The 26,314-nt window shown below is 72.9% G+C and carries 18 protein-coding genes and 1 pseudogene; 10 read left to right on the forward strand and 9 right to left on the reverse strand.

Translation table 11 applies throughout. The annotated features are described in order from the left end of the window. The first annotated feature begins 158 nt into the window (after positions 1-158). Together AB0D44_RS10080 and AB0D44_RS10085 are read left to right on the forward strand one after the other, a co-directional pair. Positions 159-392, forward strand: coding sequence for a heavy metal-associated domain-containing protein (locus tag AB0D44_RS10080; RefSeq protein WP_362587241.1), 234 nt, complete (start codon positions 159-161; stop codon positions 390-392). 93 nt (positions 393-485) lie between these two features. Then, positions 486-2,777, forward strand: coding sequence for a heavy metal translocating P-type ATPase (locus tag AB0D44_RS10085; protein WP_362587244.1), 2,292 nt, complete (start codon positions 486-488; stop codon positions 2,775-2,777). A gap of 383 nt (positions 2,778-3,160) precedes the next feature. Here AB0D44_RS10085 and AB0D44_RS10090 read toward each other — a convergent pair whose 3' ends face one another. Together AB0D44_RS10090 and AB0D44_RS10095 are read right to left on the reverse strand one after the other, a co-directional pair. Beyond that, complete coding sequence (locus AB0D44_RS10090) at positions 3,161-4,450, reverse strand: citrate synthase (protein WP_030229520.1); 1,290 nt, start codon at positions 4,448-4,450, stop codon at positions 3,161-3,163. A 182-nt stretch (positions 4,451-4,632) separates the two neighbouring features. Next, entirely contained in the window at positions 4,633-6,891 is a 2,259-nt protein-coding gene (locus AB0D44_RS10095; protein WP_362587247.1) for an ATP-dependent RecD-like DNA helicase, read from the reverse strand. Positions 6,892-7,183: 292 nt separating this feature from the next. On the opposite strand from AB0D44_RS10095, the gene AB0D44_RS10100 reads away from it, so the two are divergent. Then, entirely contained in the window at positions 7,184-7,762 is a 579-nt protein-coding gene (locus AB0D44_RS10100; protein ID WP_362587250.1) for a DUF937 domain-containing protein, read from the forward strand. A gap of 51 nt (positions 7,763-7,813) precedes the next feature. Next, positions 7,814-8,317: pseudogene (locus tag AB0D44_RS10105) on the forward strand (GNAT family N-acetyltransferase); the annotation flags it as partial. On the opposite strand, the gene AB0D44_RS10110 reads toward AB0D44_RS10105, so the two are convergent. After that, positions 8,223-9,179 carry an EamA family transporter gene (locus tag AB0D44_RS10110; RefSeq protein WP_362587253.1) on the reverse strand — a complete coding sequence of 319 codons (957 nt, stop codon included), beginning with the start codon at positions 9,177-9,179 and terminating at the stop codon, positions 8,223-8,225. The pseudogene AB0D44_RS10105 and the gene AB0D44_RS10110 sit on opposite strands and share 95 nt — an antisense overlap. Positions 9,180-9,280: 101 nt before the next feature. On the opposite strand from AB0D44_RS10110, the gene AB0D44_RS10115 reads away from it, so the two are divergent. Together AB0D44_RS10115 and AB0D44_RS10120 are read left to right on the forward strand one after the other, a co-directional pair. After that, on the forward strand, positions 9,281-10,237 hold the full coding sequence (locus AB0D44_RS10115; protein WP_362587256.1) for a LysR substrate-binding domain-containing protein: 957 nt from the start codon (positions 9,281-9,283) through the stop codon (positions 10,235-10,237). A 10-nt stretch (positions 10,238-10,247) separates the two neighbouring features. Beyond that, positions 10,248-12,050, forward strand: coding sequence for a glycoside hydrolase family 3 N-terminal domain-containing protein (locus AB0D44_RS10120; RefSeq protein WP_362587259.1), 1,803 nt, complete (start codon positions 10,248-10,250; stop codon positions 12,048-12,050). Positions 12,051-12,106: 56 nt separating this feature from the next. Here the strand turns inward: AB0D44_RS10120 and AB0D44_RS10125 are convergent, their stop codons facing one another. Continuing rightward, positions 12,107-13,540 carry an aminopeptidase gene (locus tag AB0D44_RS10125; protein WP_362587262.1) on the reverse strand — a complete coding sequence of 478 codons (1,434 nt, stop codon included), beginning with the start codon at positions 13,538-13,540 and terminating at the stop codon, positions 12,107-12,109. Between the two features lie 84 nt (positions 13,541-13,624). Then, positions 13,625-14,026, reverse strand: coding sequence for a hypothetical protein (locus AB0D44_RS10130; RefSeq protein WP_362587265.1), 402 nt, complete (start codon positions 14,024-14,026; stop codon positions 13,625-13,627). Positions 14,027-14,270: 244 nt separating this feature from the next. Between AB0D44_RS10130 and AB0D44_RS10135 the strand changes: the two genes are divergently transcribed. Further along, the gene (locus tag AB0D44_RS10135) at positions 14,271-14,825 is read left to right on the forward strand and encodes an EF-hand domain-containing protein (RefSeq protein ID WP_362587268.1); all 555 of its coding nucleotides are present in this window, start codon (positions 14,271-14,273) and stop codon (positions 14,823-14,825) included. A 102-nt stretch (positions 14,826-14,927) separates the two neighbouring features. Here the strand turns inward: AB0D44_RS10135 and AB0D44_RS10140 are convergent, their stop codons facing one another. From AB0D44_RS10140 to speB, 3 genes are all read right to left on the reverse strand, one after another. After that, positions 14,928-18,707, reverse strand: a complete 3,780-nt coding sequence (locus tag AB0D44_RS10140; protein WP_362587270.1) for an ABC transporter ATP-binding protein — start codon at positions 18,705-18,707, stop codon at positions 14,928-14,930. A 171-nt stretch (positions 18,708-18,878) separates the two neighbouring features. Next, positions 18,879-20,561: a thiamine pyrophosphate-binding protein gene (locus tag AB0D44_RS10145; protein WP_362587273.1), complete on the reverse strand. Its 1,683-nt coding sequence runs from the start codon at positions 20,559-20,561 to the stop codon at positions 18,879-18,881. Between the two features lie 25 nt (positions 20,562-20,586). After that, on the reverse strand, positions 20,587-21,549 hold the full coding sequence (gene speB, locus AB0D44_RS10150) for an agmatinase (RefSeq protein ID WP_362587276.1): 963 nt from the start codon (positions 21,547-21,549) through the stop codon (positions 20,587-20,589). A 116-nt stretch (positions 21,550-21,665) separates the two neighbouring features. On the opposite strand from speB, the gene AB0D44_RS10155 reads away from it, so the two are divergent. The 3 genes from AB0D44_RS10155 (at position 21,666) to AB0D44_RS10165 (ending at position 25,225) form a co-directional block, all read left to right on the forward strand. Next, positions 21,666-23,018 (forward strand): PucR family transcriptional regulator, encoded by a 1,353-nt coding sequence (locus AB0D44_RS10155; protein WP_362587279.1) that lies wholly within the window; start codon positions 21,666-21,668, stop codon positions 23,016-23,018. A 144-nt stretch (positions 23,019-23,162) separates the two neighbouring features. Continuing rightward, on the forward strand, positions 23,163-24,320 hold the full coding sequence (locus AB0D44_RS10160) for an acyl-CoA dehydrogenase family protein (protein ID WP_362587282.1): 1,158 nt from the start codon (positions 23,163-23,165) through the stop codon (positions 24,318-24,320). A gap of 26 nt (positions 24,321-24,346) precedes the next feature. Then, positions 24,347-25,225, forward strand: coding sequence for an acyl-CoA thioesterase II (locus AB0D44_RS10165; protein ID WP_362587285.1), 879 nt, complete (start codon positions 24,347-24,349; stop codon positions 25,223-25,225). Positions 25,226-25,288: 63 nt separating this feature from the next. On the opposite strand, the gene AB0D44_RS10170 is transcribed toward AB0D44_RS10165, so the two are convergent. After that, positions 25,289-26,212 carry a DUF4253 domain-containing protein gene (locus tag AB0D44_RS10170; RefSeq protein WP_362587288.1) on the reverse strand — a complete coding sequence of 308 codons (924 nt, stop codon included), beginning with the start codon at positions 26,210-26,212 and terminating at the stop codon, positions 25,289-25,291. Positions 26,213-26,314: the final 102 nt, after the last annotated feature.

Consider the following 26,314-nt stretch of genomic DNA (forward strand, 5'->3'; position numbering starts at 1 on the left):
GTTTACATACGATTCATCCCGTACGGCCACCCCAGAGGAACGGGCGCGGATACTCGCGTCGATACCCCCTAGGGGTATAGTCTCGAAGTGTCGGGAGGATCGGTGGAGTGACGCGCCGCCTTCCGGCGACCGCACACGCCCTTGAAGAGGAGAACGACATGACCGCCGAGACGGACACCCAGACCACCACCGTCTACCGGGTGACCGGCATGACCTGCGGGCACTGCGAGGGCGCGGTGACCGCCGAGCTCTCCGCCCTGCCGGGCGTCAGCTCGGTCAAGGCCGTCGCCGCGACCGGCGAGGTCACCGTGACCTCCGACGCCCCGCTGGCCGACGAGGACGTACGCGCCGCCGTGGACGAGGCGGGCTACGAGTTCACCGGTCGGATCTGAGCCGGGCCTCCCCCTTCGGCAGCATTTCGCCGGGGTGCGCCGGCCAGCTGATACTGGTTCCGTACACCCCGGCCCTCCCCCTGGAGCCGGAACATGAGCAGCACAGTGCACGACGGGCCCATAACCTCGGTCGAACTCTCGATCGGCGGGATGACCTGCGCCTCCTGCGCGGCCCGCATCGAGAAGAAGCTGAACCGGATGGACGGGGTCAGCGCCACGGTGAACTACGCCACCGAGAAGGCGAAGGTCTCCTACACCGGTGGCGTCCAGGTCTCCGACCTGATCGCGACCGTCGTGAAGACCGGGTACACCGCCGAGGAACCCCCGCCGCCGGAGCCGGAGCCGGAGCCGGAAGCGCAACCGGAACCGGACCCCGGCTTTGCGCGGGCCCCGGATGCCGACGCGGCCGTACGGGACCCCGCCCTGGCCGCGCTGCGCGAGCGGCTGCTGGTGTCCGCCGGCCTCGCCCTGCCCGTGGTCCTGCTCGCCATGGTCCCCGCCCTCCAGTTCGACAACTGGCAGTGGCTCTCGCTGACCCTCGCCGCACCCGTCGTCGTCTGGGGCGCCCTCCCCTTCCACAAGGCCGCCTGGACCAACGCCCGGCACGGCGCCGCCACCATGGACACCCTGGTCTCGGTCGGCACCCTCGCCGCCTTCACCTGGTCCTTGTGGGCCCTGTTCTTCGGCCACGCGGGCATGCCCGGCATGCGCCACGGTTTCGACTTCACCGTCTCCAGGACCGACGGCTCCTCCGCCCTCTACCTGGAGGTCGCGGCCGGGGTCGTCAGCTTCATCCTGCTCGGCCGCTACCTGGAGGCCCGCTCGAAGCGGAAGGCGGGCGCGGCCCTGAAGGCCCTGATGGAGCTGGGCGCCAAGGACGTCGCCGTGCTGCGCGGGGGCCGGGAGGTCCGCGTGCCGGTGAGCGCGCTCGCGGTCGGCGACCGGTTCGTCGTCCGCCCGGGCGAGACGATCGCCACCGACGGCACGGTCGTCGAGGGCAGCTCCGCCGTGGACGCCTCGATGCTCACCGGAGAGTCCGTCCCGGTCGAGGTCTCCGCCGGCGACTCCGTCACCGGCGCCACCGTCAACGCCTCGGGCCGCCTCGTCGTCGAGGCCACCCGGATCGGCGCCGACACCCAGCTCGCCCGGATGGCCCGGCTGGTCGAGGACGCGCAGAACGGCAAGGCCGAGGTCCAGCGCCTCGCCGACCGGATCTCGGCGGTCTTCGTTCCGGTGGTCCTGCTGCTCGCCCTCGGCACCTGGGCCACCTGGCTGCTGATCACCGACGATCCCACCGCCGCCTTCACCGCCGCCGTGGCCGTCCTGATCATCGCTTGCCCGTGCGCCCTGGGCCTGGCCACCCCGACCGCGCTGATGGTCGGCACCGGCCGGGGCGCGCAGCTCGGCATCCTGATCAAGGGACCGGAGGTGCTGGAGTCCACCCGCCGCGTCGACACCGTCGTCCTGGACAAGACCGGGACCGTCACCACCGGACGGATGACCCTGGCCGGTGTGCACCCCGCCGAAGGGGTCGACGCGAACGAACTCCTGCGGCTCGCGGGCTCTTTGGAGCACGCCTCCGAGCACCCCATCGCCCGGGCCGTCGCCACCGGCGCCGCACGGCAGGTGGGCGAGCTGCCGGTTCCCGAGGGGTTCGAGAACCTCGCCGGGCTCGGCGTCCAGGGCGTGGTCGACGGGCACGCCGTCCTGGTGGGCCGCGAACAGCTGCTGGCCGACTGGTCGATCACCCTGCCCGCCCCGCTGGCGCGGGCCAAGTCGGCCGCCGAGGCCGCGGGCAGCACCGCCGTCCTCGTGGCCTGGGACGGCACCGCTCGCGGGATGCTGACCGTGGCCGACGCGGTCAAGGAGACCAGCGCCGAAGCGGTCGCCCGGCTGCGCGCCCTGGGCCTCACCCCGGTCCTGCTGACCGGCGACAACAAGGCCGTCGCCGAGACCGTGGCGCGCGAGGTCGGCATCGACGAGGTGATCGCCGAGGTGCTCCCGCAGGACAAGGTGGACGTCGTGCGCCGCCTCCAGGCGCAGGGCCGTACGGTCGCGATGGTCGGGGACGGGGTCAACGACGCGGCCGCGCTCGCCCAGGCCGACCTGGGCCTGGCCATGGGCACCGGGACGGACGCCGCCATCGAGGCGGGCGACCTGACCCTCGTACGGGGTGACCTGCGGGTGGCGGCGGACGCGATCCGGCTGTCGCGCCGGACCCTGGCCACCATCAAGGGCAACCTGTTCTGGGCCTTCGGCTACAACGTGGCGGCCCTGCCGCTGGCGGCCGCCGGACTGCTCAACCCGATGATCGCGGGGGCGGCCATGGCCTTCTCTTCGGTCTTCGTCGTGACCAACAGCCTCCGGTTGCGGTCCTTCCGCTAGTGGATCGCCTTCGCATCCTGCGCACACCTCCTTCACGGGAGACGCAGATCACAGTGATGCCAACGTAACCATCCGGGGTCGGCACGGGTCTAATGGGGCGGTGCCAGGAATGTCTTGGGGGACGTTCCACGGAGGTCTTGGGGGACGTCCACCGGCACCGGCCGGCCGGGACGCGTTCCCGCGGGAGGCTTTGAGCGGCCCTCCCGACCCGAACGGGTCCCGGCAGACACCGACGCCCCGGCTCGGGTCCCGTGGGGGGAATCCGTACCGGGGAAAGGGAAAGCGCCCCGACCGTCGACCCGTGGGGGGATCGACGGCGGGGCGCTTTTCGCATGCCTGGTGCGTTCGCCCGAGCGCGGGGCCCGGGGTCAGGGGGCCTCGGGTCAGCGGGCCTCGACGGGCACGAAGTCGCGCAGGACCTCGCCCGTGTAGATCTGGCGCGGGCGGCCGATGCGGGAACCCGGCTCCTTGATCATCTCGTGCCACTGGGCGATCCAGCCGGGGAGCCGGCCGAGCGCGAAGAGCACGGTGAACATCTCGGTCGGGAAGCCCATCGCGCGGTAGATGAGACCCGTGTAGAAGTCCACGTTCGGGTAGAGGTTGCGCGAGACGAAGTACTCGTCGGCCAGCGCGTGCTCTTCCAGCTTGAGCGCGATGTCGAGCAGCTCGTCGCTCTTGCCGAGCGCCGAGAGGACGTCGTGCGCCGCCGCCTTGATGATCTTCGCCCGGGGGTCGAAGCTCTTGTAGACGCGGTGTCCGAAGCCCATGAGGCGGACGCCGTCTTCCTTGTTCTTCACCTTGCGGATGAAGGCGTCGACGTCGCCGCCGTCGTTCTTGATGCCCTCGAGCATCTCCAGGACGGACTGGTTGGCGCCACCGTGCAGCGGACCCCACAGGGCCGAGATGCCGGCGGAGATCGAGGCGAACATGTTCGCCTGCGAGGAGCCGACCAGACGCACGGTGGAGGTCGAGCAGTTCTGCTCGTGGTCCGCGTGCAGGATCAGCAGCTTGTCGAGCGCCGAGACCACGACCGGGTCCAGGTCGTACTCCTGGGCCGGCACGGAGAACGTCATGCGCAGGAAGTTCTCGACGTAGCCGAGGTCGTTGCGCGGGTAGACCACCGGGTGGCCGACCGACTTCTTGTACGCGTAGGCCGCGATCGTCGGGAGCTTGGCCAGCAGGCGGATCGTCGAGAGGTGGCGCTGCTTCTCGTCGAACGGGTTGTGGCTGTCCTGGTAGAACGTCGACAGCGCGCTGACCACGGAGGACAGCATCGCCATCGGGTGCGCGTCACGCGGGAAGCCGTCGTAGAAGCGCTTCACGTCCTCGTGGAGCAGCGTGTGCTGGGTGATCTCGTTGCGGAACGACGCGAGCTGGTCGACGGTCGGCAGCTCCCCGTTGATCAGCAGGTACGCGACCTCGATGAAGGTCGAGCGCTCGGCCAGCTGCTCGATCGGGTAGCCGCGGTAGCGCAGGATGCCCTGCTCACCGTCGAGGTAGGTAATCGCGGACTTGTAGGCCGCGGTGTTGCCGTAGCCGCTGTCCAGAGTGACGAGCCCGGTCTGGGCCCTCAGCTTCGAGATGTCGAAGCCCTGGTCACCGACGGTGCTCTCGACCACCGGGTAGGTGTATTCACCGTCCGCGTACCGGAGTACTACAGAGTTGTCGCTCACGTCATCCCTCACCGACGTAGTGCCTCTTCTTCGAGGTGCCCTGACTGCCTCTACCTTCCCCCATTTGGCGCAGGAGAGTGCACTCGGGGTCGGCCTTTGGTGCTTTCGACGGCACTGAGTGCCGTCAAGCTGCTCATCCTGCCTCCTCCACACCGGTGGTGGAACCCCAAATGATCGATCATTTAGGTGATGTTTCCCACCGGTATCCGGCCGGACAGCCTGGCTGCGACCGCCGTGTACCTCCTGCCTGCGGAAACGGTACGCACCGCCTGGCCGAGGGCCTTGCGGGACCCGACGAGGACGACGAGTTTCTTCGCCCTGGTCACCGCCGTGTAGAGAAGATTTCGCTGGAGCATCATCCAAGCCCCGGTCGTGACCGGGATCACGACGGCGGGATATTCACTCCCCTGGGAGCGGTGGATGGTGACGGCGTAGGCGTGCGACAGCTCGTCGAGCTCCGAGAACTCGTAGCCGATCTCCTCGTCCTCCTCCGTCCGTACCGTCAGGCGCTGTTCGTCCAGGTCGAGGCCGGTGACGACGCCGACCGTGCCGTTGAAGACGCCGGCCGCGCCCTTCTCGTAGTTGTTCCGGATCTGGGTGACCTTGTCGCCCACCCGGAAGACGCGGCCGCCGAACCGCTTCTCGGGCAGGTTCGGCCGGGCCGGCGTCATGGCCTGCTGGAGCAGGCCGTTGAGGTGGCCGGCGCCGGCGGGGCCGCGGTGCATGGGCGCGAGCACCTGGACGTCCCGGCGCGGGTCGAGCCCGAACCTGGCCGGAATCCGCCGGGCCGCCACGTCCACCGCGAGCGTGCCCGCCGCCTCGGTGTCCTCCTCGGGGAAGAGGAAGAAGTCCGGCAGCCCGTCGGTGAGGGGCGGCAGGCCGGTGTTGATCCGGTGGGCGTTGGTGACCACGCCCGACTGCTGCGCCTGCCGGAAGATCCGGGTCAGCCGGACCGCGGGGACCGGGCCGCCCTCGGCCAGCAGGTCGCGCAGCACCTCCCCGGCGCCGACCGAGGGCAGCTGGTCCACGTCCCCGACGAGCAGCAGGTGGGCCCCCGGCGCCACCGCCTTGACCAGTTTGTTGGCCAGCAGCAGGTCCAGCATCGAGGCCTCGTCGACCACGACCAGGTCCGCGTCCAGGGGCCGGTCCCGGTCGTACGCCGCGTCCCCGCCGGGCTTGAGTTCCAGCAGCCGGTGCACCGTGGAGGCCTCGGCCCCGGTGAGCTCGGCCAGCCGCTTCGCCGCCCGGCCGGTGGGGGCGGCGAGCACCACCTTGGCCTTCCTGGCCCGGGCCAGCTCGACGACGGAGCGCACGGTGAAGGACTTCCCGCAGCCGGGACCGCCGGTCATCACGGCGACCTTGCGGGTCAGCGCGAGCCGGACCGCATCCCGCTGCTCGGGGGCGAGGGTGGCGCCGGTCCGCCCGGCGAGCCAGCCCAGCGCCTTGTCCCAGTCCACCTCCTGGAACCCCGCCAGCCGGTCCTCCTCGGCGTGCAGCAGCCGCCGTACCTGCCCGGCCAGCGACAGCTCGGCGCGGTGGAAGGGCACCAGGTACACGGCGGTCAGCGGATCCGGCCCGCCCTGGGGGTCGGGCACGGCCTCCCGTACGACGCCGTCGGGGTCGGCGGCCAGTTCGGCCAGGCAGTCGATGACCAGCCCGGTGTCCACCTGGAGCAGCTTGACCCCGTCGGCGATGAGCCGGTCCTCGGGCAGGAAGCAGTGCCCCTGGTCGGCGGACTGGGACAGGGCGTACTGGAGCCCGGCCTTGACCCGCTCGGGGCTGTCGTGCGGGATGCCGACGGCCTGGGCGATGCGGTCGGCGGTGAGGAAGCCGATGCCCCACACGTCGGCGGCGAGGCGGTAGGGCTGGTTCTTCACCACCGAGATGGAGGCGTCGCCGTACTTCTTGTAGATGCGCACCGCGATGGAGGTGGAGACGCCCACGCCCTGGAGGAAGACCATGACCTCCTTGATGGCCTTCTGCTCCTCCCAGGCGGCGCCGATCAGCCTGGTCCGCTTGGGGCCGAGCCCGGGCACCTCGATCAGCCGCTTCGGCTCCTCCTCGATGACGTCGAGGGTGTCGGTGCCGAAGTGCTCCACGATCCGGTCGGCGATCTTCGGCCCGATGCCCTTGATCAGGCCGGAGCCGAGGTAGCGGCGGATGCCCTGGACGGTGGCGGGGAGCACGGTGGTGTAGTTCTCGACGGTGAACTGCCTGCCGTACTGGGGGTGGGAGCCCCAGCGGCCCTCCATGCGCAGGGATTCGCCGGGCTGGGCGCCCAGCAGGGAGCCGACGACGGTGAGGAGGTCGCCGCTGCCGCGGCCGGTGTCGACGCGGGCGACCGTGTACCCGCTCTCCTCGTTGGCATAGGTGATGCGCTCGAGCACCCCCTCGACCACTGCCAGTTGCACGGCCTGCGCCTGCGCCCCGTTCGTTGCCATGACCCGAAGCTACCGCCCGGCGCCGACAGCGCGTCAGGGGCTGTGGACAGCTCCGGGGAGGCCGGAGCGGGGATACCAGAAGGGGATCCGGCCTCGCGGCCGGACCCCCTCACGGTTACCCCTCCCGTGCCGGACTTCCCGATCCCCCCAGATCCCCACCCGGAAGTGCCGACGCACCATACGACCCGTGATCCCCGCGAACGGTTGCAGCGGGATCCGGAGTTTTATGTTTCCGTTACCCAACGCCCTGCCCGAGGTGCCGGTGAATCGGTACACAAGTAGCGTCTCGGGCATGAGTGAACCTTCATTCCAGGACGACGTGCTGGGCGAGCTCGGCGACGACCGGCTGAACGAGATCGCCGGGCTGCTCGGCACCGACACCGACGGGGCCCGCGACACCGTCAGGCAGACGGTGGGCGCGATGACCGGCAACCTCCAGGAGAAGGCGGCCGCCGATGACGACGACGAGGTCCGCCAGGCCGTCGCGGAGGTGGCCGAGCCGCCGCTCCAGGGCGTCGCCACGCTGGGCGGGGGGCTGCTGGGCGGCGGGCTGATGGCCGGGGTGCTCGCCAAGGTGAGCAAGCCGGTCGCCAACGCCGTCTCGAAGAAGACCGGCATCCCCGCCCCGGCCATCAGCCGGGTCATCGAGCTGGTGATCCCGGCGCTGCTGGCCGTGTTCGCCAAGCGCGCCGCCGCCGGCAAGGGCTCGGGAGCAGCGGCGGGCGCCCCGGCGCCCGGGGCCGCCCCGGCCTCCGGCGCCGCCCCGGCCTCCGGCGCCGCCCCCGGGGACAGCTCCGGCCCCGCCCCGGCAGCAGGTGACGGCTTCGATCTCGGCGACCTCCTGGGCACCATCCTCGGCGGCAGGAAGTAACCCGTTCGGGGACCCGTCCCCCTCCCGGCCGCCTAGAGTTGGCGCATGGCCGAAAGCGTGCAGCTGCGGGACCCGGAGCCGGGGGACCTGGGGTGGATCGTGCAGCGCCACGGCGCGCTGTACGCCGCCGAATACGGCTGGAACTGCGATTTCGAGGGCCAGGTCGCCCGTATCGTCGCGGACTTCGCCGAGGACCACGACCCCTACCTGGAGCGGGCGTGGATCGCCGAGCTCGACGGCCGTCCCGTCGGCTCGGTGATGTGCGTACGGGAGGACGGCGCGCCCGGCACGGCACGGCTGCGGCTGCTCCTGGTCGACCCCGGGGGCCGCGGCCGCGGCATCGGCACCCGGCTGGTCCGCGCCGTCGTCGACTTCGCCCGCTCGGTCGGCTACCGCGAGCTGGTGCTGTGGACGAACGACGTACTGACCGGTGCCCACGGGCTCTACCTGCGTGCCGGGTTCACCCTGATCGCGGAGCGCCCGCACCGCTCGTTCGGAGTGAGCCTGACGGGACAGGAATGGCGGCTGCCGCTCCAGGAGTCCCGGCCGCGGTGAGCGCGCCCCGTGAGGGGGCCAGCGAGGTCAGGGCCACGCCGCCGACCAGGAGTACGGCCGCCAGCCAGCGCAGCCCCGACACGGACTCCCCGAGGACCAGGGCCGCGGAGGACATCCCGAACACCGGGACCAGCAGGGAGAAGGGCGCCACCGAGGACGCCGGGTAGCGGCGCAGCAGGTAGCCCCAGGCGCCGAAACCGAAGACGGTGGACACCCAGGCCACGTAACCGATCACGGCCGCCCCGGACCAGTCCAGGGCGCGCAGCGCGGCCAGGTCCCGCTCGGGGCCCTCCAGCAGCAGCGAGAGCGCGAACAGCGGCAGCACCGGCACCGTGCACACCCACACCATGAAGTTCAGCGCGTCGGGCGGGGACGCCTTGCGGGTCAGTACGTTGGACACGCCCCAGCAGGCGGCGGCCGCGACGACCAGGGTGAAGCCGAGCACCGGCCCGGACGTCCCGCCGTCCACGGCGGCCACCGCGATCCCGGCGAGCGCCACCACCATCCCGGCCAGCCGCAGCGGGCCGGGCCGTTCGCGCAGGACGACCGCGGCGAGGACGGCGGTGAAGACGGCCTGGGCCTGGAGCACGAGCGAGGACAGCCCGGCCGGCATCCCGGCGGCCATGCCGGTGAAGAGCAGGCCGAACTTGGCGATGCCGAGGGCCAGGCCGACCCCCAGGATCCACTTCCAGGCGACCTTGGGGGGCCCGACGAAGAACACCGCGGGCAGGGCGGCGACGAGGAAGCGCAGGGCGGAGAGCAGCAGCGGCGGGACGTGGTCGAGACCGATCTCGATGACGACGAAGTTGAAGCCCCAGACGGCGGCGACGAGCACGGCGAGTGCGGTGTGTACGGGACGCATGCTCCGAGCATCGGCGCTATGATCGTGTAGCACCAGCGCGGATGTCTTCCGGGATGGATGAAGCGTTGCTTACGCCTGACCGCCGGTGCCACGATGGGGGGATGCTCGATCTCGCCCGGTTGCGCGCCCTGCACGCCGTCTCCGTCCACGGGTCGGTCGCGGGCGCCGCCGCCGCCCTCGGCTACACCCCCTCCGCGGTCTCCCAGCAGATCTCCAAGCTGGAGCGGGAGACCCGCACCACCCTGCTCGAACGGCGCGGGCGGGGGGTCGCGCTGACCGAGGAGGCCCGCCATCTGGCCGACACCGCCCAGGAGTTGCTGGCGATCGTGGAGCGCGCCGAGACCACGCTGGAGGAGCGGCGCGGTCAGCCCAGCGGGCTGCTGACGGTGGCCGCGTTCGCCTCGGCGGCGCGCGGGCTGCTGCCGGGGGTGCTCGCCGAGCTGGCCCGCCGCCATCCGGCGCTCGACGTGCGCCTCACGGAGGTGGACCCGCACCTGTCGGTGGACCTGGTGGCCCGGGGCGTCACCGATCTGGCGGTGGCCCACGACTGGGACATCGCCCCGCTGCCGGCCCCCGAGGGGGTCGAACAGGCGGTGATCGGGGACGACCTGTGCGAGCTGGTGGTACCGGCCGGGCACCCCTTCACCAGGCGGGAGGTCATCCGGCGGGCTGACCTCGGCGGGCAGCGCTGGGTGTGCCAGCCGCCGGGACGGGTCTGCCACGACTGGCTGGTGCGGACCCTGCGCACGGCCGGCCTCGAGCCCGACATCGCGCACGTGGCGGAGGAGAACCACACCATCGTCGCCCTGGTCGCGGCGGGGCTCGGGGTGGCCGTGGTCCCCCGGCTGGGCACCGGTGCTCTGCCGCCGGGCGCGGTGGCCGTCCCGCTGGAGCCCGGCCCGGTGCGCCGGCTGTACGCGCTGTGGCGGACGGGGGCGGCGCGCCGCCCGGCGATCACCGAGGCCGTACGGACCCTGCAGGAGCACTGGGCGCCGTCGGCGGCTCATCCGGGGGAACCCCCGAGTGTCCGTCACCCCGCGGGCCCGCCCCCGCAGTAGGGTCCGGCGGGTGCCGAACCACGCCTCCCGCCGGAACCTGCTCGCCGCGGCCGCCATGGCCGCCGTCGCGGGCGCCGGGGCCGTCGCCGCCTCCGCGGGCGGCCACCGCACCCCCGACGACGGGCGGGCCCCCGGCCGTGCCCCGGTGCGGTCCGTGCGCCGCCTGCTGGACCGGATGGACCTCGAGGAGAAGGTGGGGCAGCTCTTCGTCTCCCGCGCCTACGGGCACGCGGCGACCGAGCCCGACGCGGCGGACGCGGCCAAGAACCTCGAGCTGTTCGGCGTGCGCACGGCGGCCGAGCTGGTCGCCCGCTACCACCTCGGCGGGATCATCTACTTCGCCTGGGCCCACAACACCCGTACCCCGCACCAGATCGCATCGCTCTCGGCCGGCCTGCAGCAGGCGGCCCTCGCCTCCGGCTCCGGGATCCCGCTGCTGCTCTCCACCGACCAGGAGCACGGCGCCGTCGCCCGCATCGGCAAGCCGGCGACCCTGCTCCCCGGGGCGATGGCGCTCGGCGCGCAGCACCGCGCCACCGGCTCCACCGCCGACGCGCGCCTCGCCGCGCGCATCGCGGGCGCCGAGCTGGCGGCCATGGGCATCCGGCAGGACTACGCGCCGGTGGCGGACGTCAACGTGGATCCGGCCAATCCGGTGATCGGCGTACGGTCCTTCGGCGCCGACCCCGGTGCGGTGGCGCGGCTCGTCGCCGCCCAGGTGCGCGGTTACCAGCAGGCCGGGGTCGCGGCCACCGCGAAGCACTTCCCGGGCCACGGGGACACCGCCACCGACAGCCATGTCGGGCTGCCGGTGATGCGGCACAGCCGGGCCCAGTGGGAGGAGCTGGACGAGCCGCCGTTCCGGGCCGCGGTGGAGGCGGGCGTGGACGCGATCATGACGGCGCACATCGTCTTCCCCGCCCTGGACCCCTCCGGGGATCCGGCGACCCTGTCCCGGCCGATCGTGACCGGCATCCTGCGCGAACGCCTGGGCTTCCGGGGGGTGGTGGTCACCGACGCACTCGACATGGCCGGGGTGCGCCAGAAGTACGGGGACGACCGGGTACCGGTCCTGGCCCTGCTGGCGGGCTGTGACCAGCTGCTCAACCCGCCGGACTTGGGGCTCGCGTACCGCAGCGTGCTGGCGGCCGTGGAGAGCGGCGAGCTGACGCGGGAGCGGATCGACGCGTCGGTGCTGCGGATCCTGGAACTCAAGGCGCGCCGGGGCCTGTTCGAAGGACATCCCGGGGCCGGGGAGGTGGACGCCACCGTGGGCACCCCGGAGCACCGCGCGGCGGCCGACGCGATCGCGGCCCGTACGACGACCGTCCTGGCCAATCCCGCCGGGCTGCTCCCCCTGGACGCGGCGGCTGCCCCGCGGCTGCTGGTCACCGGAGCGGACCCGGCCTCCCCCAGCGGCACCACGGGTCCCCCGACGGCCGTCCTGGCCCGGGAGCTGACCGCGCTGGGCTGCCGGGCCACGGCCCTGCCCCCGGCCCGCGCGGCGGCCGCGGCGCCCGGCCACGCGGCGGTGCTGGTGTGCACGTACAACGTGGCCGAGGGGGACGATCCGCAGCGCGCCCTGGTGGCCGGGCTGCTGGCGACCGGGGTGCCGGTCGTCGCGCTGGCGATCCGCAATCCGTACGACGCGGCCCGGCTGCCGGCCTGTGCGGCGGAGGTGGCGACGTACTCCTGGACGGACGTGGAGATGCGGGCGGCCGCCCGGGTGCTCACCGGTGCGGTGAGGCCGGCCGGCCGCCTGCCGGTCCCGGTTCCCGGCCGGTACCCGCTGGGCCACGGGGTGACGTACTAGACGCAGGTGCGTCCCGGCGCCCGCCCCGCGGCCCGCGGTCCGGATGGCAAGCGGAACTACGGCCGCAGCTGCGGCTCGCGCTCCAGGTCGCGCTGGTCGAGCTGCGCGTCGGGCGCGGCCAGCGGGGCCGCCTTCGCCTCGTCGGCGATCGCGGCGGCCGGGGCCACCCCGGCCCACTGGAGGATCTTCGCGGTCGCGAGGGCCTTCTCGCCGTCGAGCAGCTTGGCGACGTTGGCCCCGTGGTTGGCGCCCGGTGCGATCATCACGTGGCTGTCGCGCGCCCCGTAGCCGATACGGAACGGCTCGGCGCCCCACGGGTCGTTCTGCCCGTACACGAACAGCATCTGGTTCGCGTGGTCGCGCACCCAGGTGTCGATGTCCTTCATGGCTCCCGGCTGGAAGGTCATGGGGATGTCGCGGGGCACGAAGTTGCGCGGCGGCTGGTAGCCGTAGCGGCTCAGGTTGCCCAGGTGGGGCTGCTTGATGTCGGGCGAGCCGAGCTGCGTGCCCGCCTGGTAGTAGTACGGCGTGTACGTGGTCAGGCCCTGGTCGGCGTAGGCGGAGAAGCCCGAGATCGCGTCGACGGTGTCCCAGATCTCCTGGTCGCTCGCGGTGGCGGCGGCCGGGATGGAGGCGCAGTCGGCGAGCAGGCTGTACTGCCAGAAGGCCCACACGTAGTCGAGGACGACGGCCTCGTAGGCCTTGTCGAGGGAGCCGACGGTGGTGAAGGTCCAGCCGTTCTCGGCGGCGGCGGCCGCGTACTTGGCCTCCAGCGGCTCGCGGCGCACGAGCGCCTCGCGCTGCACCGCGTTCAGCTTGTCGCGGCACTCCTTGGTGCCGACCTTGCTGAAGAACCGGTCGTAGGCCGAGTCCTCGCCGTTGACGACGTCGTTGGGCGCGACGTAGGCGACGACACCGTCCATGTCGCGCGGGTAGAAGCGCTCGTAGTACGTCGCCGTCATGCCGCCCTTGCTGCCGCCCGTGGCCAGCCAGTTCTTGGTGTAGATCTTCTTCAGGGCGCCGAAGATGCGGTGCTGGTCGCTGGCGGCCTGCCAGATGTCCAGGTTCGCCCAGTTGGCCGGGTCGGGCCGGGAGGGCGTGAAGAACCGATACTCCATGGACACCTGGTTGCCGTCGACGATGGTCGTCGGCTCACTGCGGCGCGGGTTGGTGTTGACGTTGTAGCCCGAGGTGAAGAACACCGTCGGGCGCGAGACGTCCTTGTGCAGCAGGGTCAGGCGCTGCTTGAAGGTGCCCTTCCACGGCTTCCGGTGGTCGACCGGCTGCTCGTAGTTCAGTACGAAGAAGCGGTAGCCGGGGTACGGCTTCTCCTCTATCAGGCTCATGCCGGGAATGCCGAGGATCTGGTCCTTGATGTCCGTGGCGGCCGCGGGCCCCGCGGCGGTGGCCGCTTGTGCCGTGGAGCCGGCCGCGCCCATGGTGCCGATCAGCACCACGAGCGACAGCAGCCATCCGAGCGTCTTGCGCATTCACCCTCCCCTTGAGTTCACTTCGGTCGCGGTGAACCTAGCGGGGTGAAGACGCCGCTGAACAGACCTAGTTGGGCCGGTCCCTCAACAAAGGATCCAGCCGGATTCGGCCGGCCCGGCCCCCACGCTCCCCTTTACATACACGCAGCGGCCGATGGCGCCCACGGTGACGGGACCGGCGTAACGGGTGAATCGCCCGATGTCGCGGATCGGCGCACCGCCGCGGCCCTGGATGCTCACGGCCATCTCCCGCCGCTCGCCGGGGACCCGGGCCACGGTGACCGCACACGCCCGGGTGCGGCTCTTGTAGACGCGCACTTCGCCCGCCGCGAGCGGAAGCGTCCCGGCCAGCCGGCCGGCGCAGCCGCCGGCGGCCGCCCGCTCGCGCTGCTCTCCCGGCTCCTCCTGCGCCGCCTGCGCGGGCGGGGCCGCGAACAGCCCGCCGACGCAGAGCCACAGCGCGGCCGTGAACACCCCGAGGGGCACGGCCCACCGGCCGCGCCCCCGCCACCCCCTCGACCCCTGCAACACCCGGTCCCCCGATCGCTCGTACGCACGTGATGCGCACGTACGTACGACACACGGAACCCCGGGAAGGTTGTGGCGCGTCCCCCGTCGCCCGTAAGGGTGCATCCTCAACCCCCGGGCGGGAGAACGGGAGTTCACGACCGGACGGGAGATTACGCTGTGTCACCCACTCCCGCCCTCCGTAGCCGTGAAAGGCACCCACGTGACGAACGACCTGCTCGACCGCAAGCTGGAGCGCTCCTTCAACCGCCTCGACGCGGACGGGAGCGGTGCGATCGACGCGACGGACATCATCGCGCTCGGCTCCCGGCTGCTGACGGCCCTGGGCGAGCCCGACGACTCGCCCAAGGCCGACGCGGTGATGAAGGGGATCGCCGACTTCTGGCAGGACCTCTTCACCGAGCTGGACCTCGACCGGGACGGCAAGGTCACGCCCGAGGAGTACAAGGTGGGCATGACCCGGCTGTACGGGCAGGGCGGTCCCGCCTACGACCGCTCGTTCCGGCCGATGATGCAGGCGATCCTCACGGTCGTCGACACCGACGGCGACGGGCGGATCAGCCCGCAGGAGTTCCACCGGGCCCAGGAGGCCTTCGACACGGAGCTGAGCCCCGCCGACGCCGAGGCGCTGTTCCAGCGGATCGACGCCAACGGGGACGGCACCCTCACGGTGGACGAACTCCTCGACGCCGTGCGGGACTACTACACCGGCACCGATGCGGACGCCCCCGGCAACCTGTTCTTCGGCGAGCTCTGACCCGCTCGGCGGCCGGCGCCGGCGCGCCCGTGCGCCGGGCGCCGGAGTGCTCGGCCGCCTGCGCCGGCGCGCCCGTCCGTCAGCCGCCGGAACGCTCGGCCGTCAGGCGGCGGCGCGCTCGTCCTCGCCGATGAAAGTGCGCCACAGCTCGGCGTACCGGCCGCCGCGCGCCAGGAGTTCGGCGTGCGGCCCGTCCTCGACGACCCGGCCGCGGTCCATGACCACGACCCGGTCGGCGCGGGCCGCGGTGGTCAGCCGGTGGGCCACCACCAGCGTGGTGCGCTTGCCGGCGAGCCGGTCGGTGGCCTGGTTGACCTGGGCCTCGGTGGCCAGGTCCAGGGCGGCGGTGGCCTCGTCGAGCAGCAGCACGTCCGGGTCGACCAGTTCGGCCCGGGCCAGTGCGATCAGCTGGCGCTGCCCGGCGGAGAGGTTGCGTCCGCGCTCGGCCACCGCGTGCAGGTACCCGCCGTCGAGCGTGGCGATCATCTCGTGGGCGCCGACCGCGCGGGCGGCGGCCTCCACCTCGGCGTCCTGTGCGTCGGGCCGCCCGTAGGCGATGGCGTCGCGGACGGTCCCGGGGAAGAGGTAGGGCTCCTGGGGGACGACCCCGAGCCGGTGGCGGTACGCCGTCAGGTCGAGCTCCCGCAGATCGGCGCCGTCTGCGGTGATCCGGCCGGAGGTCGGGTCGTAGAACCGGGCCACCATCTTGACCAGCGTGGACTTGCCGGCTCCGGTCTCGCCGACGAAGGCGACGGTCTGCCCGGCGGGTATGCGCAGGCTGATGCCGGCCAGTGCCTCGCCCTTCTCGCCGCGCTCCTCGGCGGTGCCGTAGGCGAAGTGGACGTCCTCGAAGGCGATCTCGCCGCGCAGTTCGGTCAGCGCGCGGGGCTCTTGCGCGCGCGGGGTGGTGGTCGGCTCGCGCAGCAGGTCCTGGATGCGGCCGAGGGAGACGGTGGCCTGCTGGTAGCCGTCGAAGACCTGGGACAGCTGCTGGACGGGGGCGAAGAACAGGTCGATGTAGAGCAGGTACGCGACCAGCGCGCCGGTGGTGAGCGTGCCCGCCTCGACCCGGCCGGCTCCGACGATCAGCACGGCGGCGGCGGCGCCCGAGGACAGCAGCTGCACGAAGGGGAAGTAGACGGATATCAGCCACTGGCCGCGGACCCGGGCCTCGCGGTAGGAGTCGCTGCGCTCCGCGAAGCGGCGGGCGCCGGACCCCTCGCGGCGGAAGGCCTGCACGATGCGCAGTCCGGCGACGGACTCCTGGAGGTCGGCGTTGACCAGGCTGACCCGGTCGCGGGCGAGCTCGTACGCGGCGACCGACTTGCGGCGGAAGACGATCGTGCCGAGCACCAGCACGGGCAGTGTGGCGAACACGATCAGGGCGAGCCCGACGTCGAGGACGAGGAGGGCGATCAGGATGCCGAAGAAGGTGAAGACCGAGACGACGGCGGTGACGAGCCCGGTCTGCAGGAAGCTGGACAGGGCGTCCACGTCGGTGGTCATCCGGGTCATGATCTTGCCGGTCAGCTCGCGCTCGTAGTAGTCGAGGCCGAGGCGCTGGAGCTGGGCGAAGATCTTGACGCGCAGCGCGTACAGCACGCGCTCGCCGGTGCGGCCCGTCATCCGGGTCTCCGCGAACTGCGCGGCCCACTGCCCCACGACCACCGCCAGGGCGAGTGCGGCGGCGGCCCAGACCGCGCCGAGGGCGGCTTTCTCCACGCCCTGGTCGATGCCGTGCCGGATCAGGATCGGCAGGAGCAGTCCGGAGCCCGCGTCGACCGCGACGAGGCCGAGGCTGATCGCGAGCGGCGCCCAGAACCCGCGGAGCAGGCGGCGCAGGCCGTAGCTCTCCTCGGCGGACGCGGCGCGGCCCTCGTCCACGTCGGGCTCGTCGTCGGCGGGCGGCAGGGCGGCGACCTGCGCGAGCAGCTCGGGGGTGGCCGGCATCCCGGGGACGGCGGCGGAGGCGGCGGCGTTGTCGGACTCCTCCTGGCGCCTCCAGAGCTCGGGGGTGATCCCGCCCGAGACGCGGCGCTTGGCGCTGACGGGCTCGGCGTCGATCTCGGCCTCGAGCTCGATGTCCCGCTCGATGTCGCGTTCGAACTCGGCCATCGGCAGGGCGTCGCGGGTCCGCGGCGAGCCGGCGCCGAGCGCGTCGGGGTCGGTCAGGAGCCTGCGGTAGAGGGCGGAGCGGCGCTCCAGCTCCTCGTGGGTGCCGATGTCGGAGAGCCTGCCGCGGTCGAGTACGGCGATCCGGTCGGCCAGCGCGAGCGTGGAGCGGCGGTGGGCGATCAGCAGGGTGGTCCGGCCCGCCATGACGGAGCGCAGCGCCTCGTGGATCTCGTGCTCGACGCGGGCGTCCACCGCCGAGGTGGCGTCGTCGAGGAGGAGCAGGCGGGGGTCGGTGAGGATGGCCCGGGCGAGCGCGACGCGCTGGCGCTGGCCGCCGGAGAGGGTGAGCCCCTGTTCGCCGACCTTGGTGTCGTACCCGGCGGGCAGGGCCTGGATGAACCCGTGGGCCTGGGCGGCGCGCGCGGCGGCCTCGATCTGCTCGTCGGTGGCGTCGGGGTGCCCGTAGGCGATGTTGGCGCGCAGGGTGTCGGAGAACAGGAACGAGTCCTCCGGCACCAGTCCGATGGCGGCGCGCAGGGACGCGTACGTCAGCTCGCGCACGTCGTGCCCGCCGACGCGCACGGATCCGCCGTCGGCGTCGTAGAACCGCGGCAGGAGCAGCGAGACGGTGGACTTCCCGCTCCCGGAGGCCCCGACGACGGCGACGGTCTCCCCCTCGGCGACCGACAGCGAGAACCCGTCGAGGACGGGCCGCTCGGGGTCGTACCCGAAGCGGACCCCGTCGAAGTCGATGGTGGCGGGCACGTCGGCGGGCAGCTCGTGCGTGCCCTCCCGGATGACGGGTTCGGTGTCGATGAGCTCGAAGACGCGCTCGACGCCGGCCCGGGCCTGCTGGCCCACGGTGAGCACCATGGCGAGCATGCGGACCGGGCCGACGAGCTGGGCGAGGTAGGTGGAGAAGGCGACGAAGGTGCCGAGGGTGACCTGGCCCCGGGTGGCCATCCAGCCGCCGAGCGCCAGCATGGCGACCTGGCCGAGGGCCGGTACGGCCTGGAGGGCGGGGGTGTAGCGCGAGTTGAGCCGGATGGTGCGCATCCGGCCGGCGAACAGCCGCCGTCCGGCGGTGCGCAGCTTGGTGGTCTCCTGCTCCTCCTGGCCGAAGCCCTTGACGACGCGGACGCCGGTCACGGCGCCGTCGACGACGCTCGCGACGGCGGCGGCCTGGCCCTGGGCGTACCAGGTGGCGGGGAAGAGCTTCTTGCGGCTTCGCTTGGCGATGAACCAGAGGGCGGGGGCCATCAGCAGCGCGACGAGGGTCAGCAGCGGCGACAGCGCCAGCATGATCCCGAGGGATATGCCGAACAGGAGGAAGTTCCCGATGGTCATCGGGAGCATGAAGAGCAGGCCCTGGATCAGCTGGAGGTCACTGGTGGCCCGCCCGACGACCTGCCCGGTGGACAGCTCGTCCTGCCGCCGCCCGTCGAGGCGGGCGATGGTGTGGAACATGTCGGTGCGCAGGTCGTGCTGGACGTCGAGGGCGAGCCGCCCGCCGTAGTACCTGCGGATGTAGGTCAGCAGGTAGACGAGGACGGCCGCGCCTATGAGCATCCCGGCCCACGGCCCCATGGGCTTGCTGTGGTCCCCGATGACGTCGTCGATGATCACCCTGGTGACGAGCGGCACGAGCGCCATGACGGCCATACCGGCCAGCGAGGACCCGAGCGCGAGCAGCACGTTGAGCTTGTACCGCCAGGTGTAGGCCGCCAGCCGCTTGCCCCAGCCCTGTTTTTCCCCAGCCGCCGTCACGTGGTGCCTCCCCGTTCGTCCTGTCCTGCCGGAAGCGCCAACGCCCCGACCGGCGGATTTCATCCCACCGCAACAATCGCACCGGAGTCCGTGCGGGGCCCGTGGGCCGCATCCGGTCAGGGGACCGGGGGCCGCAGCCGATCAGGCCACCGAGGGCCGCAGCCTTCCCCCTTACGTGTGGGTCGGGGCGAACATCTTGAGGGTGGTGGGGAGGATCACGACCGAAGGGCCGGGGGTGGTGAGGGCCTTGTTGAGGTCCGCCGTGAGGGTGTCCGGGGTGGTGGTGGTCGCCGGGATGTCGAAAGAGGCCGCCAGGGCGGCGAAGTCGGGGCGGGTGAGCTCCGTGCCGGTGGCCCGGCCGAAGGAGTCGGCCATGTACGCGCGCAGGATGCCGTAGCCGCCGTCGTCCACGATCAGCCAGGTGACGTCCAGGTCGTGCTGGCGCGCCGTGGCCAGCTCGGCGAGGGAGTACATCGCGCCGCCGTCGCCGGAGACCGCCAGGACCGGGGTGCCCGGCTCCGCGACGGCCGCGCCGAGGGCCGCCGGGAAGGCGTAGCCGAGGCCGCCCGCGCCCTGGGCCGAGTGCATGGTGTTGGGGTGCTTGGCGTCGAAGGCCGACCAGGCCCAGTAGGACAGGATCGTCATGTCCCAGAAGGACGGCGAGCGGGCGGGGAGCGCTGCGCGGATCGAGGCCAACAGCTGTTGTTCCAGGGCCACGTCCTGGGTGGACAGGCGGTCCGCGATCGCGTCCAGGACCATCTTCACCCGGTCCGGAGCGTAGGGGTCCGCGCGTTCGGACACCGTCTCCAGCAGGGCCTGGAGGGCGAGGCGGGCGTCCGCGTGGATGCCCAGGGCGGGGCGGTTGGACTCCAGCTTCCCGAGGTCCGCCTCGATCTGGATGATCCGGCCGGTGGGGATGAACGTGTGGTAGTTCGAGGACAGCTCGCCCAGGCCCGAGCCCACCACGAGCAGGACGTCCGCGTCCTCCAGGAAGTCGGTCATGTGGCGGTCCTCCAGCCAGGACTGGAGGGAGAGCGGGTGGGTCCACGGGAAGGCGCCCTTGCCGCCGAAGGTGGTCACCACGGGGGCGTTCAGGCGTTCCGCCAGCCGGCGGAGCTTGCCCGCCGCGTCGGCGCGGATGACGCCGCCGCCCGCGATGATCACCGGACGGGCGGCCTTGGACAGCCAGTGGGCGGCGACGGCGGTGAGCTCCGGGCGCGGGGCCAGCTCGTGCGGGGTCGCGTCCATGCCCGTGACCTGCGGGATGAGCGTCTCGGCTGTCAGCACGTCCTCCGGGATCTCCACCCAGACCGGGCCGTGGGGTGCGGTCAGGGCCGATTCCCAGGCCTGCGCGACCACCGAGGGGATCTGCGAGGGAGTACGGGCCACGTGGACCGACTTGACCACGTCCCGGAAGGACGCCTGCTGGTCGCGCAGCTCGTGCAGGTGGCCCCGGCGGCCGCCGCCCAGGCCCGCCACCGGCACCTGGGAGGAGATCGCGAGGACGGGGGCGGAGGCGGCCGCCGCCTCCGCGAGCGCCGGCAGGGCCATCAGAGCGCCGGGCCCCGTCGACAGCAGCAACGGCACGGCCTCGCCCGTGATGCGGCCGTACGCGTCCGCCGCGAAGCCCGCGTTGTTCTCCGTGCGCAGCGTGACGAGGTGCAGGTCGGAGCGGCCGACCGCGTCGAAGAGGGCCAGCGCGTGCTGGCCGGGCAGCCCGAAGACGGTGGTGGCGCCCAGCCCGCGCAGCGTCTCCACGACCAGGTCCCCGCCCGTGCGGCCCGGCGGCGGGGCCAGCGCGGCGGCCGTCTGGGCCTCGGTGGGACGGAGAACCAGGTCGTGGTCGTGCGTCACGTGCTTGCGTGCCCTTCTGCGCTCGCTACTTCGCCTTCGCCGCCGCGATCTGACGGCTCATGATCGTGGTGAGCTCGTACGCGGTGTGCGAGGCCGCGACCGAGGTGATCTCCGCGTGATCGTACGCCGGAGCCACCTCCACCACGTCGGCGGAAACGAGGTTGCAGGAGGACAGTCCGCGGATGATCTCCAGGAGCTCGCGGGAGGTCATGCCGCCCGCCTCCGGGGTGCCGGTGCCGGGCGCGTGGGCCGGGTCGAGCACGTCGATGTCGATGGAGATGTAGAGCGGGCGGTCGCCGATGCGCTGGCGCAGCTGGTCGGCGACCTCGTCGGCGCCGCGGCGGTAGACGTCGGCGGAGGTGACGATGCCGAAGCCCATCTTCGCGTCGTCGTCCAGGTCCTGCTTGCCGTACAGCGGGCCGCGGGTACCGACGTGCGAGAGCGCCTCGGTGTCGAGGATGCCCTCCTCGACGGCGCGGCGGAACGGGGTGCCGTGGGTGTACTCGGCGCCGAAGTAGGTGTCCCAGGTGTCCAGGTGCGCGTCGAAGTGGAGCAGCGCGACCGGGCCGTGCTTCTTGGCGACGGAGCGCAGCAGCGGGAGGGCGATGGTGTGGTCGCCACCGAGGGTCATCAGGCGGGAGCCGGCGCCGAGCAGCTCGTCGGCCGCGGCCTCGACCGTCTCGACGGCCTCGTTGATGTTGAAGGGGTTCACGGCGATGTCGCCGGCGTCCGCGACCTGCGCGAGGGCGAAGGGGGAGGCGTCCTGGGCCGGGTTGTACGGGCGCAGCAGGCGCGAGGCCTCGCGGATCGCGTTGCCGCCGAAACGGGCGCCGGGGCGGTAGGAGACGCCGGAGTCGAAGGGCACGCCGACGACGGCGACGTCGGCGGAGCCGACCTCGTCGAGGCGCGGCAGCCGGGCGAAGGTCGCCGGGCCCGCGTAGCGCGGGATGCGGGAGGAGTCGACGGGGCCGCGCGGCTGCGTGCTCATGGGGGGTGCCCTTCTGGAGGTCCTACAAGTGCGGTCCTTCGAGCGTAAGCCGGGGCCCCGGGGCGGCGAAGTGTACGTTTCCTCCATAGAGGACCTCAGATCTATACGGAGCATCCATGGAGGCACCCCCCACCCCGCCGGTCCCCCTCGGCGCGCTGCTCCCCGACCGGGAGCTGGCCCTGCGCCACCTCGCGGGGCCGGCCGAGGCCGATGTGCACGCGGTGCACGCCTCCGAGATGGCGGACCCCTCCCCGTACCTGCTGGGCGGTGAGCTGCTGCTGACGGCGGGGTCGGCGCTGACCGACCCCGAGGCGTACGTGGCGCGGCTGGCCGGGGCCGGGGTGGCGGCGCTCGGCTTCGGCGTGGCGCCGGTGCACGAGGCGGCGCCGCCGGGCCTGGCCGAGGCGTGCGAACGGTACGGGCTGCCGCTGCTGGAGGTCCCGCCCGGGACCCCCTTCACCGCGGTGGCCCGTACGGTCTGGCGGCTGATGGCGCAGGCCCGTACGCGCGAACTGCGCCGGGTCACCGAGGCCCAGCAGGCCCTCGCGTCGGCGGCCGCCCGGCCCGATCCGGTCCCCGCCGTGCTGTCGCGCCTGGCGGCGAGCCTGGGCGGCCACGTCAGCCTGCTCCCCGCCGGGCGCTCCGCGGGCCGCCCCCTGCCGGCGGAGGCCTCCGCGGCCCTGGGCTCGCTGATCGCGCGCAGCGGGGCGCCCGACGGCCCGGCCACGGCCACCGATGCGGCGGCGGGCTGGCAGCTGGCGGCCTACGGCCTGGGCAACGGCCACGTCCTGGGCACCGCCACCCCGCGGCGCGTCCCGGGCGATCACGCCATCACCGCCATCGCGGCCGTCCTGCTGACCCTGCTCACCGCCGGCCGGCCCGCCGGGGACGAGGCCGCCGCGCTCACCCGGCTCCTCCTCGACGGCGACCCGGCGGCGGCGCTGGCCCCCGGGCCCTGGCACGTCGTGCACGCCAGCGGGTCCGGGGACCCGCGGGCCCTGGCCTCGGCGCTGGGGACCGTACTGCTGGACGCGCGCGGGGACCGCGTACGGCTCCTCACGGACCGGGAGCCCGGACCGCAGCCGGGCTGGCGCCTCGGGGTGAGCGCACCGGCCGGGCCCGCCCACCTGCCCACCGCCGAGGCGCAGGCCCGGCGGGCCCTGCGCCGGGCGGAGGCGGCCCGCACCGCGCTGGCCCGCCACACCGACGGCGGCCTGGGCGCCCTGCTGGACCCGGCCGAGGCCCGCGCCCACGCGGAGGCCCTGCTCGGCCCCCTGTCGCCCGCCCTGCGCGAAACCCTGCGGGCCTGGCTCGCCCACCACGGCAGCTGGGACCGCACGGCCGCCGCGCTGTCCGTCCACCGCAACACCGTCCGCCAGCGCATCGCCCGCGCCGCGGCCCTGCTCGACCGGGACCTGGACGACGCGGACGTGCGGATGGAGCTGTGGTTCGCCCTGCGGTCGGACTAGCCCGGGCGAACCCGCCCCCTCGGCCCGCCTGCCGCGCACAGGCCCCCGGCGCGACTCTGGACAGGAGGGACAACCCGCCGGTAACTTAATTGAGCAAGCGCTTAGACATAAGCGGCGGACTGCCGCGACCGAAGGAGGCCGGCCGTGCGCCGTACCGTTTTCAACGAGGACCACGAGGCGTTCCGCGAGACCATCCGCGCCTTCATCGAGGCCGAGGTCGTCCCCGTCTACGACGAGTGGTTCGCCGCCGGCCAGGCGCCCCGCGACTTCTACTACAAGCTCGGCGAGCTGGGCGTCTTCGGCATCAACGTGCCCGAGGAGTTCGGCGGCGCGGGCCTGGACACCCACAAGTTCGAGGCCGTCCTCTACGAGGAGACCTCCCGCGCGGGCGTCAACTTCGGCGGCTCCGGCGTGCACGTGCTGCTCGCCCTGCCGTACATCAAGATGCTCGCCACCGATGAGCAGAAGAAGCGTTACCTCCCGAAGTTCGTCTCCGGCGAGGAGATGTGGGCCCTGGCGATGACCGAGCCGGGCACCGGCTCCGACGTCGCGGGCATGAAGACCACCGCCAAGCTCTCCGAGGACGGCACCCACTACGTCCTCAACGGCGCCAAGACCTTCATCACCGGTGGCGTCCACGCCGACCGCGTGATCGTCTGCGCCCGCACCTCCGCCCCGCGCGAGGACGACCGCCGCTTCGGCATCTCGCTGTTCGCCGTGGACACCAAGTCCGAGGGCTACTCCATCGGCCGCAAGCTGGACAAGCTCGGCCTGCGCACGTCCGACACCGCCGAGCTGGCGTTCGTCGACGTGAAGGTCCCGGTCGAGGACCTGCTGGGCGAGGAGAACAAGGGCTTCTACTACCTCGGCCAGAACCTGCCCTCCGAGCGCTGGGGCATCGCCTTCGGCGCGTACGCGCAGGCCAAGGCCGCCGTCCGGTTCGCCCAGCAGTACGTGCAGGAGCGCACCGTCTTCGGCAAGCCCGTCGCGCACTTCCAGAACACCAAGTTCGAGCTGGCCGCCTGCCAGGCCGAGGTGGACGCGGCCGAGGCCGTCGCCGACCGCGCGCTGGAGGCCCTGGACGCCGGCGAGCTGACCGCTGCCGAGGCCGCTTCCGCGAAGCTGTTCTGCACCGAGGTGGCGCACCGCGTCATCGACAAGTGCCTCCAGCTGCACGGCGGCTACGGCTACATGAACGAGTACCCGATCGCCCGCCTGTACGCCGACAACCGCGTGAACCGCATCTACGGCGGCACCAGCGAGGTCATGAAGTCCATCATCGCCAAGTCCATGGGTCTGTAGGGAAGTCGGGCACTTAGCCTTCCCCCATGAACGAGGCACTGACGACGCTCCTCGATCTGCTCGACCTCGAGCAGATCGAGGAGAACATCTTCCGCGGTACCAGCCGTTCGGCACTGGTACCGCGCGTGTTCGGCGGTCAGGTCGCGGCCCAGGCACTGGTCGCGGCCGGCCGCACCGTGCCCGCGGACCGCACCGCGCACTCGCTGCACTCGTACTTCCTGCGCGCCGGCGACCCCGGCGCGCCCATCGTCTACTCGGTGGACCGGATCCGCGACGGGCGCTCGTTCACCACGCGCCGGGTGGTCGCCGTCCAGCACGGGCAGCCGATCTTCCACCTCTCCGCGTCCTTCCAAACGCACGAGGAGGGCCTCGACCACCAGGCCGCCATGCCCACGGCGCCCGACCCCGAGACGCTGCCGACCGCGGCCGAGTCGCTGCCCGCGTACCGGGAGATCTTCCGCGACCCGGGCACGGTGGAGCGGCTGATCGAGGCGCGCGGCGCGGTGGACCTCCGCTACGCCACGACCCCGCCCTGGGGGAGCATCGGCGAGCCGGTGGAGCCGCGCTGCCAGGTCTGGTTCCGCACGGCCGGCAAGCTGGAGAGCGACGACCCGCTGCTGCACACCTGCCTGGCCACGTACGTCTCCGACATGACCCTGCTGGACTCGGTGCTGCTCGCGCACGGGCGCGGCGGGTGGGCGGTGGGCGACGTGGTCGGTGCCTCGCTGGACCACGCGATGTGGTTCCACCGGCCGTTCCGGGCGGACGAGTGGCTGCTGTACGACCAGGAGTCGCCGTCGGCAGCCGCCGGCCGGGGCCTGGGGCAGGCCCGCATCTGGACCCAGGACGGCCGCCTGGCCGTGACCGTCATCCAGGAGGGTGTCGTACGCGTTCCGCGCGCATGACCGGACACGCCGTCAGACCGGGGCCAGGTGAACCCGGTCCGGCGTCGGGCTCGCCCTGAACGCCTAATCCCACCAGAACGCCCAGTGCGTCGCGCTGGCCACGGCCTCCTCGGCGTAGGCGCGCACGGTGCCCGAGCCCTGCCAGACGTTGTCGGGGCAGAACGCGAAGTGCTCCGCCGCCACCGGCAGCGCCTGGGCCAGGGTGCGGGGCGGGGCCGCCACCGACAGGTGGAGTTCGTCGAAGCCGAGGGCGACGACGCGGGCGCCGAAGCGGTCTTCCCAGGAGCGCAGGACCGCGCTGAGGAGAGCGGTGTCGTTCTCGTGGTTGGTCGGTCCGAGCCAGCCCATCGCCGTGGGTACGTCGGCTCCCCGGTCCGCGCGGACCAGCGCGAGCCGCGGGGCCGCCAGGAACCCCGTCCCGATCAGCTCGTCGGCGAGGGCGCCGGCCGCGGCCTCCGGGTCCCCGCCGTGGGCCGTGGCGGAGGCCGAGGACGCCGACGAAGCCGCGGGCACCGACGAAGCCGAGGACGCCGACGCAGCCGAGGACGCCGACGGAGCCGCGGGCACCGACGAAGCCGGCGCGGCGAGCCCCGGCCAGTCACGGCCGAAGGGGGCGATGAGCTCCTCGCCCTCCGCACCCTCCTCCGGGTCGGGCACCACGGCGTTCCAGAACGCGCGCAGGACCGGCTCCGCGTGGTGGTCGCCCGGGTCGGACATCCGCTCGGGAGCCAGCCCCCTGGTCCGCCACCACTCCTCCAGGCCGCGCCGCTCCCCCAGCAGGACCGCCTGGAAACCCGCGGCGGCAAGGGCCGGGTGGCCGCGGTACGAGGCCAGCGCACCGGCGCCCACGGGCCCGTCGGACATCCACAGCAGGGGCTCCGGCCGGGCCCGCCGCAGCAGGCGGCGCCGGACGGGCCGGGTGACCGGGCCGCCCGCGGGCAGGCCGGGGACGGATTCCAGGGCGGTCAGCGGATCGGCATCGCTCATGACGGCGACGCTAACGCCCCCCACTGACAACACCGGGGCCCGCAACGAGCGGGCGGCCCCTACGTGTTGAGCAGTCCCGCGCGTTGAGCAGCCCCTACGCGT

Source organism: Streptomyces sp. NPDC048349 (assembly GCF_040651925.1).
Lineage (GTDB): Bacteria > Actinomycetota > Actinomycetes > Streptomycetales > Streptomycetaceae > Streptomyces.